The organism is Rhizobium sophoriradicis (assembly GCF_025200795.1).
GTDB classification, from domain to species: domain Bacteria; phylum Pseudomonadota; class Alphaproteobacteria; order Rhizobiales; family Rhizobiaceae; genus Rhizobium; species Rhizobium sophoriradicis.
In genome coordinates, this window is record NZ_CP104152.1 from 333,305 (window position 1) to 348,230 (window position 14,926).

Here is a 14,926-nt window from a genome sequence, read left to right on the forward strand (position 1 = left end):
TTCCATGAACGTGGCTCCCCAATCGATCTCGACCCCAGATAAGGACTGGTGGCGCGGCGCGGTGATATATCAGATCTACCCGCGCTCCTACCAGGATTCGAACGGCGACGGCATCGGCGACCTGAAAGGCATCACCGCCCGCCTGCCGCATGTGGCAAGCCTCGGCGTCGATGCCATCTGGATCTCGCCCTTCTTCACCTCGCCGATGCGCGATTTCGGTTACGATGTTTCCGATTATGAGAACGTCGATTCGATCTTCGGCACGCTGGTGGACTTCGACACTATGATCGCCGAGGCCCATCGCCTCGGCATCCGCGTGATGATCGATCTGGTCATCTCGCATAGCTCCGACCAGCATCCCTGGTTCGTGCAGAGCCGCTCCAGCAAAACCAACGCCAAGGCCGACTGGTATGTCTGGGCCGACGCCAAGCCGGACGGCACGCCGCCGAACAACTGGCTGTCGATCTTCGGTGGCTCGGCATGGGCGTGGGATCCGACACGCATGCAATATTACCTGCACAATTTCCTGACCTCACAGCCGGACATGAACCTGCATAATCCCGAGGTGCAGGACCGTCTGCTCGATGTCGTGCGCTTCTGGCTCAATCGCGGCGTCGACGGCTTCCGCCTCGACACCATCAACTTCTATTTCCACGACCCGTTGTTGCGCGACAATCCGGCATTGGCGCCTGAGCGCCGCAACGCCTCGACGGCGCCGGCGGTCAATCCCTATAACTTCCAGGAGCATGTCTACGACAAGAACCGGCCGGAGAACCTCGCCTTCCTGAAGCGCTTCCGCGCCGTTCTCGAGGAATATCCGGCAATCGCCGCCGTCGGCGAGGTCGGTGATAGCCAGCGCGGCCTCGAAATCGTCGGAGAATATACCTCCGGCAACGACAAGATGCACATGTGCTACGCCTTCGAGTTCCTGGCGCCCGATCCGCTGACGCCGGAGCGCGTCGAAGAGGTGATGGAGGATTTCGAAGCCGCCGCCCCCGATGGCTGGGCCTGCTGGGCCTTTTCCAATCACGACGTCATGCGCCATGTCAGCCGCTGGGGCGGGCTGGTCGCCGATCACGACGCCTTCGCCAAGCTCTATGCTTCGCTGCTGATGACGCTGCGCGGTTCCGTCTGCCTCTATCAGGGCGAGGAACTGGCGCTGACCGAAGCCGATCTCGCGTATCAGGACCTGCAGGATCCCTATGGCATCCAGTTCTGGCCGGAGTTCAAAGGCCGTGACGGCTGCCGCACGCCGATGGTCTGGGATAGCCACGTTGCCCAGGGCGGTTTTTCGACAGTCAAACCCTGGCTGCCGGTGCCGGTCGAACATATTCTGCGCGCCGTCAACGTCCAACAGGGCGACGACACGTCCGTGCTCGAGCACTATCGACGCTTCATCGCCTTCCGCAAGCTGCACCCGGCCTTTGCCAAGGGCGAGATCGAATTCGAGGAGACTGAGGGCGATACCCTGGTCTTCACCCGCGAATACGGCAATGAAAAGCTGCTCTGCATCTTCAACATGAGCCCGTCCGAAACAGGCGTTACCCTGCCTGCCGGGGAATGGCAGGCGTTGACGGGGCACGGCTTTATCAGCAACAACTATGGCGACAAGATCGATATTCCGGCTTGGGGGGCGTATTTCGCCCGTCTCGCTTAAGGATCAGGAGGGGAGTGAGACATGACTGGACTGACGCTGAAGGATATCCGCAAATCCTACGGTTCCGTGGACGTTCTCCACGGCATCGACCTCGATATCAAGCAGGGCGAATTCATCGTCTTCGTCGGTCCGTCCGGCTGCGGCAAGTCCACGCTTCTGCGCATGATCGCCGGTCTCGAGGCGATTACCGGCGGCGAGATGTATATTGACGGCCAGCTCGTCAATGACGTGCCGCCGTCTAAGCGCGGCATCGCCATGGTCTTCCAGTCCTACGCGCTCTATCCGCATATGACCGTCTATGACAACATGGCCTTCGGCATGAAGATCGCCGGCGAAAGCAGGCAGGAAATTGACCGCCGCGTCCGGGCGGCAGCCGAAAGCCTCCAGCTGAGCAATTATCTCGAGCGCTTGCCGAAGGCGCTTTCGGGCGGCCAGCGTCAGCGCGTGGCGATCGGCCGGGCCATCTGCCGCGATCCGAAGGTCTTCCTGTTCGACGAGCCGCTGTCGAACCTCGACGCCGCGCTGCGCGTCGCCACCCGCATCGAGATCGCCCGCCTCAACGAGCAGATGGCCGATACGACGATGATCTACGTCACCCATGACCAGGTCGAGGCGATGACGCTCGCCGACCGCATCGTCGTTCTTTCCGCCGGCAATATTGAACAGGTCGGCGCGCCGCTGGAACTCTACGAGCGCCCGGCAAACCTCTTCGTCGCCAAATTCATCGGCTCGCCGGCCATGAACATTATTCCGGCGACGATATCAGCCACCGGCAGCCAGACGACCGTGACGCTCACCGGCGGCATGTCGGTAACGCTTGATGTCGCCACCGACGTATCCGAGAAGGGCAAGCAGGCGAGCTTCGGCGTTCGTCCGGAGGATCTGAGGATCGCCGACGGCGCCGATTACGTCTTCGAGGGCGAAGTGTCGATCGTCGAAGCGCTTGGCGAAGTGACGCTGCTCTATATCGAGGGCTTGGTTCCCGGCGAGCCGATCGTCGTCAAGCTCCCGGGCATTTACGATGTCCATAAGGGCCAGAGGATGCGCTTTGCCGCCGACCGGCAGAAGTTGCATCTCTTTGACGCAAGCGGCCATACCTACCGGAAATGAGCGAGCCATTTTTGGGGTAATATTCCCCGGAATTATACTTGGCGGAGCGGATTCTCACTTTCTGTTAAAGATCGGCTGCTACCTTTTCCCAGTCAATTTATGAGGGGGATAAGCAAGTGGCCGCTTCCAATCCGTCACAGCCAAGGTCTCATTTCCTGAGCAAGGAAGAATCCTTCATGTACGACCGCGAGGCGCGGTTCAAAATGGAGGACACGATGAATGCCGCGCGCATCGAATATACGGAAAAGGGCGTCATGCACGCGGCTTCGCGCCGTTGCGACATCGTCCGGATTTCGATGAGCAGCGCGACGCTCGCGATTCTCACCCAGTTCAACCTGCCGAAGCAGTTCTATCTGGACATTCCGGATGCCCGCATCACCAAGGTCGGCTGCCTGCTGATGAAGGTCAACGCCAACAATACGATCGAAGTCCGCTTCCTGCGCCTGCTGACGCAGAAGGAGCTGAACAAGATCTTCGTCTACAGCACGCACCCGGCGCACAAGGACTATGTTCTCGATATCCGCGCCTGACGGATAGATCGGGACTGCCAATAGCAAAAACCCGCGGGACGCTTCGCGCGCTCCGCGGGTTTTTGCTTATTTGCGTTGGTTGCGTTCAGTGGAAGAGAACACTCGCACCCTGGTCCGAAGCGCCGACGGCGCGGCGGAAGGGCGCGAAGAGCTCGCGGCCCATGCCGAATTCATTGTCGGAGAGATCGACGCTCACCGGCTCGCGCTCGGCCATGTCGGCGGCATCGACGAGCACTTCGAGCGTGCCCTTGATCGCGTCCAGGCGAATGATATCGCCGTTCTTGATGCGGGCGATCGGGCCGCCGTCGACGGCTTCCGGCGTCACGTGGATGGCCGCCGGCACCTTGCCGGAGGCGCCCGACATGCGTCCGTCGGTCAGGAGCGCCACGCGAAAACCGCGGTCCTGTAGCACGCCGAGCGGCGGCGTCAGCTTGTGCAGTTCCGGCATGCCGTTGGCCTTCGGGCCCTGGAAGCGCACGACGGCGACGAAATCGCGATTGAGCCTGCCTTCCTTGAAGGCATCCTGCAGTTCCTGCTGGCTGTGGAAGACGATCGCCGGCGCCTCGATGATATGGCGCTCCGGCTTGACGGCGGAGATCTTGATGACTGCCTTGCCGAGATTGCCGCGCAGCATCTTCAGGCCGCCATTGGCCTGGAACGGCGTTTCGATGCTGGAGAGCACCTTCGGATCATGGCTCTTTTCCGGTGACGGCTCGCGCAGCACGGTGCTGTTTTCGCCGAGACGGGCATCGACCGTATAGGCCTGGAGGCCTTGGCCGAAGACGGTGCGCACGTCGTCATGCACCAGGCCGTGCTTCAGGAGTTCCTTGATCAGGAAACCCATGCCGCCGGCGGCCTGGAAATGGTTCACGTCGGCAAGCCCGTTCGGATAGACGCGAGCAAGCAGCGGCACGATTTCCGAAAGCTCGGCGATGTCCTGCCAGGTGAGCTGGATGCCGGCCGCCCGCGCCATGGCGACGAGGTGCAGTGTGTGGTTGGTCGAGCCGCCGGTCGCATGCAGGCCGACGACGCCGTTGACGACCGACCGTTCGTCGATCATCTCGCCGGCCGGGGTAAATTCGTTGCCGAGCGCGGTGATCGCCAGCGCCCGCTTGGCGGCTTCGCGCGTCAGCGCTTCACGCAGCGGCGTGCCGGGATTGATGAAGGAGGAGCCAGGCATATGGAAGCCCATGATCTCCATCAGCATCTGGTTGGAATTGGCGGTGCCGTAGAAGGTGCAGGTGCCGGGGCCGTGATAGGATTTCGATTCCGCCTCGAGGAGCTCGGCGCGGCCGACCTTGCCCTCGGCAAAGAGCTGGCGCACGCGCGACTTCTCGTCGTTCGGCAGGCCAGTTGTCATTGGCCCGGCAGGAACGAAGATCGACGGCAGATGTCCGAAGGAGAGCGCGGCGATGACGAGGCCCGGCACGATCTTGTCGCAGACGCCGAGGAAGAGGGCGGCATCGAACATATTGTGCGACAGGCCGACGCCCGCCGACATGGCGATCAGGTCGCGCGAGAAGAGCGACAGCTCCATGCCCGGCTGTCCCTGGGTGACGCCGTCGCACATGGCAGGCACGCCGCCGGCCACCTGGGCGACGCCGCCCGCCTCGGCCGCCGCCTCACGGATGATGGCGGGATAGGTCTCGAACGGCTGGTGGGCCGAGAGCATGTCGTTATAGGCGGTGATGATGCCGAGATTGGGGATACGGTCACCGGCGAGCGCGTCCTTCTCGGCGGGGGAACAGACCGCAAAGCCGTGGGCGAGGTTGGCGCAGCCGAGCACCGAACGTTGCACGCCCTTGGATGCGGCGGCGCGCAGGCGTTCCAGATAGCGCTCGCGGTTTGGCTTGGAGCGTTCGACGATGCGATCGGTGATCGCAGATATGCGTGCGTGAGCGGACATGGAAAATCCCTGCCTTGTTCGTTGTTCTATCTGTTTCGCGGCTCTCGCCTGAATCTCGCCGGATCCGAGCTCGATCAGGGAGCCCAGTAGATCTCGACCGGGGAAGTGGCCCGGCGCAGAACGGCGCGGATCGGCATGTCTGCCTCGTCACCGCTGCCTTCCGCCTTGGCGAGAACGTCTTTTTTGCCTTCGCCCTCGATATGGAGAACCAGGAGTGCGGCATCCTGAAGACTGGAGAAGGTGAAGGTCAGCCGCGGCTCGCCGGCTCCTTCCGCCTCCATGGTGATGACGCCGCGCGGCGTCGAGGCATCGAGCGCCTCGGCAAGATTGCTGCCGCCGGGAAAGAACGACGCCGTGTGGCCGTCGCCGCCCATGCCGAGGATGACCACATCGAAGGGGATGCCGATCTCGGCGCTTTTTTCCGTCGCCAGCCTTGCCGCCTCCTCGACCGAGGCTGCCGGCTGGTACAGCGGCACGAACCGCGCCGCCGTCGCCTTGTTCTGCAAGAGGTTGGCATCGACCAGCAGATGGTTCGAGCGCGGATTGTCGGCCGGCACGAAACGTTCGTCGACCAGCGTGATCGTCACCTTGTCCCAGGCGATGTCGCGTGTCGAAAGCGCCTGGAAGAAGGCCTTCGGCGTCGAGCCACCGGAAACGGCGATGGAGGCGGCGCCGCGGGCGGCGATCGCCGCCGAGAGCCTGTCGGCGACCTTGTCGGCGAGGCTGCCTGCGAGGTCTGCGGCACTGGCGAAGGAATGCAGGGTCGATGCCATCGATGTCGTCCTAGATATCGTCATGCCAGGTGCGGCCGTCGCGCTCGATCAGCGCGATGGCCTGGCTCGGGCCCCAGGTGCCGGCCGTATAGCCCTGCACCTGCTGGCCGGTGGTTTCCCAACCTTTCAGTATCGGGTCGACCCATCTCCATGCTGCCTCGACTTCGTCGCGGCGCATGAACAATGTCTGGTTGGAGCGGATCACGTCCATCAGCAGGCGTTCATAGGCGTCGGGATTGCGAACGTTGAAGGCCTGGGCGAAGCTCATGTCGAGCGAAACGTTGCGCAGGCGCATGCCGCCCGGACCCGGGTCCTTGATCATCAGCGACTGCTTGACGCCCTCGTCCGGCTGCAGGCGGATGATCAGCTGGTTCTGGCTGATGCGGCCGGCGGCCTGATCGAAGATCGCATGCGGGATCGACTTGAAGGTGATGACGATCTCGGACATGCGCCCGGTAAGCCGCTTGCCGGTTCTGATGTAGAAGGGAACGCTGGCCCAGCGCCAATTGTTGATCTCGGCCTTGATGGCGACGAAGGTCTCGGTGTTGGAGACGCCGCCTTCGAGCTCTTCGAGATAGCCCTTGACCGGGCCGCTGCCCGAGGCGCCGGCGCGATACTGGCCGCGCACCGTCGCCTGCTCGACATTCGAGGCATCGAGCGGCTTCAGCGCCCGCAGCACCTTCAGCTTCTCGTCGCGAACGGCTTCCGAATCCATCGACGAGGGCACTTCCATCGCCGTCAGGCAGAGCAGCTGCAGAATGTGGTTCTGCACCATGTCGCGCAGCGCGCCCGCCGTATCGTAATAGCCTGCGCGGCCCTCGAGGCCGACCGATTCGGCCACAGTGATCTGCACGTGATCGATGTAGTTGGCATTCCACAGCGGCTCGTAGAGCGCATTGGCAAAGCGCAGCGCCATCAGGTTCTGCACCGTTTCCTTGCCGAGATAGTGGTCGATGCGGAAGATCTGCTCTTCCTTGAAGGCCCGGCCGATCATGTCGTTGAGCTGCAGCGCCGAGGCGAGGTCGCGGCCGATCGGCTTTTCGACGACGATGCGGGTCGATTTGGTAATCAGCTTATGGTCGGAGATCTTCTGCGAAATGTCGCCGAAGATGCCGGGTGCGACCGCCAAATAGAAGGCGCGCACCCGATCCTTGCTTTCGTCGAGCAGCTTCTTCAGCTGATCCCAGCCGCTGTCGGAGCGGGCATCCACCGAGACGTAATAGAGGCGGGCGCAGAACTTCTCGACTTCATTCTCGTCATATTCGCCCTTCTTCAGGTGTTCCTGCAGCGCGTCGCGGGCGAATTTGCGGTATTCCTCGTGCGTCAGCGGGCTGCGCGAAGCGCCGATCACCCTGGTCGGTTCGCCGAACTGGCCTTCGATCTGGCGGTGATAGAGGGCCGGCAGCAACTTGCGTTCGGCAAGGTCGCCGCTGCCGCCGAAGACGACGTAATCAAAAGGCTCAACGGGAATGATCTGGCTGCTCATGAGCTTGGTCTCTCAATCAGGCTGGTTGGCGGCCCTTTTAATCTAATCGATTTAAAAAAGCCAGTGTGCAGTGCAATGAATCTGTCAGGCACCGGTTTTAAAGCGAATTTCCATGAGAGGAAATCCGCAATCGGACTAAAACTTGTCGCGAAGCGCAAACCACGACAAGGCGAGGAAAAGCAGCGGCGCTCGCATACGGGCTCCACCGGGAAAGGCCGGAATATCGAGCGATTTGAACAGATCCAGATCGCCGGATTTGCCAACAACCATTTCCGCATAGAGCTTGCCACAGTAGTTTGACAGCATGACGCCATGGCCGGAATAACCGCCGATCGAGGTGACGCCGGGCATCACCTCGCGCACGAAGAGCTGGCGTGGCATGGTGATGCCGACGCTGCCGCCCCAGGCATGGGTGATTTCGATGTCTTTCAGGGCGGGATAGATTTCGCCGATCTGTCGGCGGATATGCTGCGAAATGTCTCGCGGATTGTCGGCCGTATAGGCCTCGCGTCCGCCGAACAGCAGACGGCCTTCGAATCGGCGGAAATAACGCACGACGAAGCGCGAATCGGCGACGGCCTCGCCGCCCGGCAGCACTTCGGGATGTTTATCGAGCGGGGCGGTGGCGCCGATGAAGGAGCGGATCGGCATGACATGGCTTGCCGTCACCGGTTCGAGGCCGTCGATATGCCCGTCGCAGGCAATCAGCGCCCGATCGGCGGTGATCGTGCCCCTTTCGGTTTCGACCGTCACCTTGCCGCCGCCCTGGCGGATCGCCTTTGCCGGCGTCATCTCGAAGATGGCAGCCCCCGCATCGGCGGCCACCCGCGCCAGCCCGACGAGCAGTTTCAGCGGATGGATGTGGCCGGTGCCGACATCGCGCACACCGCAATAAAAACGCTTCGAGCCGAGCCGCTCCTGTGTCTCTTTCTTGTCCATAAAGCTGATGTGCGGATAGTCGTACCGCCGCGCGGCGATTTCGGCATTCTCGCGATAGTCGCGTTCATAGCTTGCCTTGTGCGCGACGTTGAGCTGGCCGGGCACATAATCGATCTCGATCCGATGGTCCCGAGCGAAATCGAGAAGATGGTGCTTGGCCGCCTCGGCAACGTTAAACAGCGCCTTCGAGCGTTCATAGCCGATCTTTTCCTCCAGCTCTTCCGGCCACCATCGCTGGCCGGTACCGAGCTGTCCGCCATTGCGCCCGGACGCCCCGTCGCCGAAGCGCCAGGCCTCGATCAGCACCACAGAAACGCCTGACTTGGCCAAGTGATAGGCGGCCTGCAGGCCGGTATAGCCACCGCCGATGATGGCGACGTCGCATGTTCTCGAGCCGTCGAGAGCGGCATAGGTCGGCCGCTCGCCGACGGAGGCCTGATACCAGGATAGCCCGGGCGCGATCGGGCTTTGCCACATCTCATCAGATGCCATCCTATCCCTCACACGTTGAGCAGAAGGAATTCCCGCTCCCAGGGGCTGATCACCTGCATGAAGGTCTCGAACTCGCCGCGCTTGACGCCGGCATAAAGGCCGATGAACTGCTTGCCGAACACCTCTTCGAAGGCGGGCTCATCCTCCATCAGCGCCACCGCTTCCAAGAGGCCGCGCGGCAGGTCGATCGAGCCCTCATTGGCAGAATCCTCCGTCGGCGCCGTCGGCTCGATCTGCTTCATGATGCCGAGCAGGCCGGAAGCGAGCGAGGCGGCGAGCGCCAGATAGGGATTGGCGTCCGAACTCGGCAGTCGGTTTTCCACCCGCCGTGCCTGCGGATCGGACACCGGGACACGGAAGGCGGTGGTCCGGTTGTCGTAGCCCCAGGCATTGTTGACAGGGCAGGACATGTCCGGCTGCAGGCGCCGGTAGGAATTCACGTAAGGGGCAAGCATCGCCAGCGCGCTCGGCACGAATTTCTGCATACCGCCGATGAAGTGGAAGAATTCCTTCGATGCCGATCCATCCGCATTGGAGAAGACGTTCCGGCCCGTCTCGATATTGACCACCGACTGGTGGATATGCATTGCCGACCCCGGCTGGCCCTGCATCGGCTTGGCCATGAAGGTCGCATAGATGTCGTGTTTTAAGGCCGCCTCGCGGATCGTGCGCTTGAACAGGAACACCTGGTCGGCAAGCTCGATCGGATTGCCGTGGCGCAGGTTGATTTCGAGCTGGGCCGGTCCCTCTTCATGGATCAGCGTGTCGATCTCCAGCCCCTGTTTCTCCGAGAAATGGTAGATGTCGTCGATCAATTCGTCGAATTCGTTGATGCCGGCGATCGAATAACCCTGGCCGCCGAGGATCGAGCGGCCGGAGCGGCCCTTCGGCGGATGCAGCGGATAGTCGGGGTCGTCATTCTTGGCGACCAGGTAGAATTCGATCTCGGGCGCAACGATCGGCTTCCAGCCGCGGTCGTGATAAAGGCTCATGATCCGCTTCAGCACGTTGCGCGGCGTATAGGGCACTTCGCCGCCGTCCGAATCGACGATGTCGCAGATCACCTGCGCCGTCGGGTCACTCTCCCAGGGCACGACCGAAAGCGTCGAAAGATCGGGCATCAGCTTCAGGTCGCTGTCGCGCGGCTCGTAGCGGAAGCTCTCCGTCTCTTCCGGGTACTCGCCGGAAATCGTGTGCCGGTAGATCGCGGAAGGCAGCGCCAGCGAGGTGTTGGAGGTGAATTTCGAACTCGGCATCATCTTGCCGCGCGGCACGCCGGCAAGGTCGGGCGTGATGCATTCGATGTCTTCGATGCCCCTGGCTCTCAGCCACTGCGCCGCTTCCTTCCAGTTCGCAACGCCGCGCAGGGATCCGGGTTCCGGGGGAGTTTTCGTCGAGGCGGGTACGGTTCTGGCAGGCTTCAGCGTCGTCTTTTTTGGGGACATGACACACCGGTTTGGTTGATCTTGGCGCCATCATAGCCGGACTTTGCCAATTGGCGAGAGGTCGAGAACGTTGACTTTCGCTCTTCGATGGAAAAGAAGACGCCGGATTTGATTAAGGAAACGGGTTTGCAGCGCAAAAGCGACGTCATCGTCATCGGCGCCGGGGCGGCGGGCATGATGGCGGCCATCCGCGCGGGAAAACGCGGTCGCTCGGTCTTGGTTCTCGACCATGCGCGAGCGCCCGGCGAGAAGATCCGCATCTCCGGCGGCGGCCGCTGCAATTTCACCAATATCCATGCCGGGCCGAAGAATTTTCTGTCCGCCAATCCGCATTTCTGCAAGTCGGCGCTTGCCCGTTTCACGCCTGCCGATTTCATCGCCATGGTCGAGCGGCACGGCATTGCCTGGCATGAAAAGACGCTCGGCCAGCTTTTCTGCGACGACAGCGCCAAGGACATCATCCGCATGCTCTTGGACGAGATGCGCGCCGTCGGCGCGGTGCTGCAGCTCGGCACCGATATATCGGCCGTCGAAAGGCTGGAGACGGGTTTCCGCGTCTCGACCGGCGACGGGGTTTACGAAGCCGCATCTGTGATCGTCGCCACCGGCGGCAAATCGATCCCGAAGATGGGAGCCACCGGCTTTGCCTATCGCCTTGCCGAGCAGTTCGGCCTGGCCGTGCTCGAAACCCGCCCGGCCCTGGTGCCGCTGACGCTCGATCCGGGCCTGCTCGCAAGCATTGCGCCGCTTGCCGGCATTTCCGCTCCGGCCGAAATCCGCCATGGCAAGACAGCCTTCCGCGAAGCACTGCTGTTTACCCATCGCGGCTTGAGCGGACCTGCCATCCTGCAGATCTCCTCCTATTGGCGCGAAGGCGACGAGATCGTCCTTGCCATCGAACCGGATATCGACATCGCCGCGCAGCTGAAGAGGGCAAAGCAGCTGAACGGCCGCCAGTCGGCCCAGACCGCGCTTGGCGAGATCCTGCCGAAGCGGCTGGCGCAGTTTCTCGTCGAGCGCGAAAAGATCTCAGGCAATATGGCCGACCTAGCCGACAAGGCGCTGCTGCGTCTTGCCGCGAGCGCCCAGAACTTTGCGGTCAAGCCTTCCGGTTCTGAAGGCTATCGCACCGCCGAAGTGACGCTCGGGGGCATCGATACGGCTGCGCTCGACTCACGCAGCATGGAGGCCAAGGCCGTGCCCGGCCTCTATTTCATCGGCGAATGCGTCGACGTCACCGGCTGGCTCGGCGGCTATAATTTCCAATGGGCCTGGGCCTCGGGATTTGCCGCGGGCGAATGCGCCTGAAGCTTTCGCTGCCTGCATATCGGCGGAACTGCTGCCGCATATATTAGCAATACGATTCAAGACTTCTTAAGAGAGGTGCGCCATCCTGTCTCAATTGGCGGTTTGCAAAGCTCTTCCTAGATTAAGCTTTACCCGCAAGCCGTTTTGTTGGATTGTTGTGTCAGAAGAGTGAGGTTCGAGCATGACCAGAAACGCACGACGCGCCCGCGCCATCGCAATCACCCAGGCAAAGCCTGACATCAGGATGGCCGTCCTGCGATATTTGATGCTCGCAGCCGGCGCCACAGCCGCCAGCCTGGCGCTGTTGCTCGCGCACCTCCTCTGACCTGTCCTCGCATCTGAAAGTAACCTTGGCGCCTTCCGATCGCGGCATCGCGGTCCTGTGGCGCCTAAATTGCAACTATTTCACCGTCTTGGCGGAACCCGCCGTCACCGCTTATCCGAAAATTAATACCTAAGCTGACACAATTGCCCGCGTTATTTGGGCATCTCCAACTTGCTTGGGCATGAACCGGCAATGACTGCCGCCTGGCTTCCGGGTCCCCCGATGTAAAAAGAATAGCTCGATGTGCACTCGGCTGGCGCGCCTGATGGCTGCCCGCGGGAGGAGTTGTGTATGAAAGGCCCGGAACGCCATGTTGATTGACAAGATTCTTTCCCGCTTCAGGATCAAGACGAAGGTTCTGATCTTCGTTCTGCCCTTCGTTGTGACCATTTCGGCGGTGGGCCTGACGGGCCTTTATGCTTCCGGACTTCTGCAGGGCCGCATGGAAATCTCCAACAGCGTGCTGCAGTCGCTGAGCGGGTTCAAGGATCTCTACGGTTCGATGGACGATTTCCTGCGCATTACCAGTCAGCAGGCGCGCGACAAGCTGCTCACCGATCTGAAGACTCAGCAGGGCGTGCTCGACCAGACGCTGAACCAGGTGGGCGAAGAGGCTGCCGGCCGCGACAGCCTTGCGGAAGCCTCGAGCCGTACCAAGGATATATCGGGCGTCGTCGACAAGCTCTGGGCCCTGCATGAGCAGGAAGTCGCGCTGCACGAGCAGATCGACGCAGCGCAGAAGAGCCTGATCAGCACCCGCTTCACGGTCTCCTACCAGGCCGAGGAATTGCAGACCGCGCTCCAGCGCGATGAGAGTGCTGCCACCGTCACTCTTCGCACCGCCGACCGCCTGCTGAAGGGCGGCGATTTCCTCGGCACAGTCGCCAGCGGCTTCAGCAAGCCGCAGACGCCGCAGGACAAGATCGCCTTCATCAACGAGCAGATGCCGGAGATCATCAAGGCCCAGCGTCTGATCGCCATTTCGGTCCCAACCAACCAGAAGAACGTCATCGACGCCCTGGCGGCGACGATCGACAGCATCAAGGCGATTGCCCAGATGCCCGCGCCGACCGACGAGAACGTCGCCGAACTCGGCCGTCTCGTCTCCCGCTTCCGCCAGACCTCGACCTATACGCAGCTCACCGCGACGCAGAAGATGCGCGAGGCAACCCAGCGCTTCGCCGAGCTCGAGGGCCGCATCGCCCAGACCAACTCCGTCCTTCAGGACACGCGGCGCCTGGAAAATTCCGTCTATGCGCTGCAGATCGTGCTGTCCGACTTCCTCTCCAATTCGAGCAAGGATAATCTCGTGCGCCTGCAGCAGCAGGCCGGCACGCTCGGCAAGGACATGCAGGTTCTGACCACCAGCGCCAAGGGCATGGGCTTTGCCGAAGGCATCTCCGGCGCGATCCAGCCGGCGCTGGACGCCATTTCCGGCGGTGGCTCGAAGATCGTCGATACGATCGGTGAGCGCGTCTCGGCCTATGCCGCCGCCCGCCAGGAACTCGACCAGATCTGGACGAAGCTGACCGATTTCGCCGAGCTGCAGAAACAGACGGCCGGCACCGAGCGCACCCAGGCAAACAGCATCTCGGTGCTCACCACCGGTCTCGGCATCTTGCTGTCGATCCTCGGCGGCATCGCCCTGGTGCTGACGCTGCAGCGCCCGATCAGCCAGATCACGGCCGCCATGCGCCGCATCGCCGAAGGGTCGCTGGATACCAGGATTTCAGGCGAGCAGCGCTACGACGAAATCGGCGACATGGCCCGCGCGCTCGGCATCTTCAAGGAGAATGCCATCTCGAAGATCCGCATCGAGGAGCAGAGCGACGAGGAACGCGCCGCCGCCGAACACGAGCGCCAGCGCAACGACGCCGAAAAGCGCGAGATGGACCGGCAGATCGAATTTGCCGTCAACGCGCTTGCCGCCGGCCTCGAACGCATGTCGCAGGGCGATATCTCGACGACGATCGAAACGCCCTTCATCGGCCGCCTCGAACAGTTGCGTCAGGACTTCAACGGTTCGATGCTGCGCCTGCAGGCAACGATGAGCCAGATCCGCGACAATGTCGAACTGATCCAGGGCAACGGCAACCAGATGGCCCAGTCGGCCGAGGATCTCTCCAAGCGCACCGAACAACAGGCGGCTTCGCTCGAAGAGACGGCGGCTGCCGTCGATCAGATCACCGTCACGGTGCGCTCGTCGGCCGAACGCGCCAAGGATGCCGACCAGATCGTCCGGCAGGCCAAGCGCAGCGCCGACGATTCCGCCGTCGTCGTCAGCAATGCGATCGACGCAATGGGCCGCATCGAGGATGCCGCGCGCCAGATCGAGCAGATCATCGGCGTCATCGACGAGATCGCCTTCCAGACCAACTTGCTGGCGCTCAACGCCGGCATCGAGGCGGCGCGCGCAGGCGAGGCCGGCAAGGGTTTCGCCGTCGTCGCCATGGAAGTCCGGGAACTCGCCCAGCGCTCCGCCGCCGCGGCGCAGGAGATCAAGGGACTGATTAACAAGTCGACCAACGAGGTCAGCTCCGGCTCACAATTCGTGCAGGAGACCGGCACGGTGCTCGCCAAGATCAGCGCCCAAATCGTCACGATCAGCCAGCATGTCGAGATGATCGCCCGCGCCAGCCACGACCAGTCCAACGCGTTGCAGAGCGTCAACTCGACCGTCAACCAGATGGACCAGATGACGCAGAAGAACGCCGCCATGGTCGAGGAGACGACCGCCGCCAGCCGCGAACTGGCCGACGAGGCCGATGCGCTGCGCCGCCTCATCCAGCAGTTCAAGATCGACGGCGGGGTGGGTGAAGCGCGGGTCTACCGCGCCGCCTGATCAGCGCTTGATTTCCATTGTTTCGACGGCCCCGGTTTTCCGGGGCCGTTTGCGTATTGGTAAGGCACGATCGGCCGCCTTGGCAGGCCGATCGGAATGTCCGAAAACGGGGC

The 14,926-nt window shown here is 62.3% G+C and carries 11 protein-coding genes; 6 read left to right on the forward strand and 5 right to left on the reverse strand.

Annotated elements, in window-relative coordinates; genetic code table 11:
• The first annotated feature begins 4 nt into the window (after nucleotides 1–4).
• The 3 genes from bglA to N2597_RS01680 all read left to right on the forward strand — a co-directional run bounded on the left by bglA (nucleotide 5) and on the right by N2597_RS01680 (nucleotide 3,297).
• A complete protein-coding gene (gene bglA / locus N2597_RS01670) occupies nucleotides 5–1,657 on the forward strand; it encodes a beta-galactosidase BglA (RefSeq protein ID WP_077992502.1) in 1,653 nt (550 codons plus the stop codon).
• A 21-nt stretch (nucleotides 1,658–1,678) separates the two neighbouring features.
• Complete coding sequence (locus N2597_RS01675; RefSeq protein WP_183597495.1) at nucleotides 1,679–2,767, forward strand: ABC transporter ATP-binding protein; 1,089 nt, start codon at nucleotides 1,679–1,681, stop codon at nucleotides 2,765–2,767.
• Between the two features lie 176 nt (nucleotides 2,768–2,943).
• Nucleotides 2,944–3,297, forward strand: coding sequence for a hypothetical protein (locus tag N2597_RS01680; RefSeq protein ID WP_009996042.1), 354 nt, complete (start codon nucleotides 2,944–2,946; stop codon nucleotides 3,295–3,297).
• A gap of 85 nt (nucleotides 3,298–3,382) precedes the next feature.
• Here the strand turns inward: N2597_RS01680 and edd are convergent, their stop codons facing one another.
• The 5 genes from edd to N2597_RS01705 form a co-directional block, all read right to left on the reverse strand.
• The gene (gene edd, locus N2597_RS01685) at nucleotides 3,383–5,203 is read right to left on the reverse strand and encodes a phosphogluconate dehydratase (protein WP_183597493.1); all 1,821 of its coding nucleotides are present in this window, start codon (nucleotides 5,201–5,203) and stop codon (nucleotides 3,383–3,385) included.
• 74 nt (nucleotides 5,204–5,277) lie between these two features.
• Nucleotides 5,278–5,976, reverse strand: coding sequence for a 6-phosphogluconolactonase (gene pgl, locus N2597_RS01690; protein WP_038686950.1), 699 nt, complete (start codon nucleotides 5,974–5,976; stop codon nucleotides 5,278–5,280).
• A 10-nt stretch (nucleotides 5,977–5,986) separates the two neighbouring features.
• A complete protein-coding gene (gene zwf, locus N2597_RS01695) occupies nucleotides 5,987–7,462 on the reverse strand; it encodes a glucose-6-phosphate dehydrogenase (protein WP_183597491.1) in 1,476 nt (491 codons plus the stop codon).
• A 135-nt stretch (nucleotides 7,463–7,597) separates the two neighbouring features.
• Nucleotides 7,598–8,893, reverse strand: a complete 1,296-nt coding sequence (locus N2597_RS01700; protein ID WP_183597489.1) for an NAD(P)/FAD-dependent oxidoreductase — start codon at nucleotides 8,891–8,893, stop codon at nucleotides 7,598–7,600.
• 8 nt (nucleotides 8,894–8,901) lie between these two features.
• Complete coding sequence (locus N2597_RS01705; RefSeq protein ID WP_038686957.1) at nucleotides 8,902–10,338, reverse strand: glutamine synthetase family protein; 1,437 nt, start codon at nucleotides 10,336–10,338, stop codon at nucleotides 8,902–8,904.
• An 87-nt stretch (nucleotides 10,339–10,425) separates the two neighbouring features.
• Between N2597_RS01705 and N2597_RS01710 the strand changes: the two genes are divergently transcribed.
• The 3 genes from N2597_RS01710 (at nucleotide 10,426) to N2597_RS01720 (ending at nucleotide 14,813) form a co-directional block, all read left to right on the forward strand.
• On the forward strand, nucleotides 10,426–11,646 hold the full coding sequence (locus N2597_RS01710; protein WP_183597487.1) for a BaiN/RdsA family NAD(P)/FAD-dependent oxidoreductase: 1,221 nt from the start codon (nucleotides 10,426–10,428) through the stop codon (nucleotides 11,644–11,646).
• 181 nt (nucleotides 11,647–11,827) lie between these two features.
• Nucleotides 11,828–11,971 (forward strand): hypothetical protein, encoded by a 144-nt coding sequence (locus tag N2597_RS01715; protein ID WP_170961360.1) that lies wholly within the window; start codon nucleotides 11,828–11,830, stop codon nucleotides 11,969–11,971.
• 310 nt (nucleotides 11,972–12,281) lie between these two features.
• The gene (locus N2597_RS01720) at nucleotides 12,282–14,813 is read left to right on the forward strand and encodes a methyl-accepting chemotaxis protein (RefSeq protein WP_106796791.1); all 2,532 of its coding nucleotides are present in this window, start codon (nucleotides 12,282–12,284) and stop codon (nucleotides 14,811–14,813) included.
• Nucleotides 14,814–14,926: the final 113 nt, after the last annotated feature.

Coding starts and splice junctions, on each gene's coding strand:
- bglA (WP_077992502.1), top strand. CDS start 5: ATGAACGTGGCTCCCCAATCGATCTCGACCCCAGATAAGGACTGGTGG.
- N2597_RS01675 (WP_183597495.1), top strand. CDS start 1,679: ATGACTGGACTGACGCTGAAGGATATCCGCAAATCCTACGGTTCCGTG.
- N2597_RS01680 (WP_009996042.1), top strand. CDS start 2,944: ATGTACGACCGCGAGGCGCGGTTCAAAATGGAGGACACGATGAATGCC.
- edd (WP_183597493.1), bottom strand. CDS start 5,203: ATGTCCGCTCACGCACGCATATCTGCGATCACCGATCGCATCGTCGAA.
- pgl (WP_038686950.1), bottom strand. CDS start 5,976: ATGGCATCGACCCTGCATTCCTTCGCCAGTGCCGCAGACCTCGCAGGC.
- zwf (WP_183597491.1), bottom strand. CDS start 7,462: ATGAGCAGCCAGATCATTCCCGTTGAGCCTTTTGATTACGTCGTCTTC.
- N2597_RS01700 (WP_183597489.1), bottom strand. CDS start 8,893: ATGGCATCTGATGAGATGTGGCAAAGCCCGATCGCGCCCGGGCTATCC.
- N2597_RS01705 (WP_038686957.1), bottom strand. CDS start 10,338: ATGTCCCCAAAAAAGACGACGCTGAAGCCTGCCAGAACCGTACCCGCC.
- N2597_RS01710 (WP_183597487.1), top strand. CDS start 10,426: ATGGAAAAGAAGACGCCGGATTTGATTAAGGAAACGGGTTTGCAGCGC.
- N2597_RS01715 (WP_170961360.1), top strand. CDS start 11,828: ATGACCAGAAACGCACGACGCGCCCGCGCCATCGCAATCACCCAGGCA.
- N2597_RS01720 (WP_106796791.1), top strand. CDS start 12,282: ATGTTGATTGACAAGATTCTTTCCCGCTTCAGGATCAAGACGAAGGTT.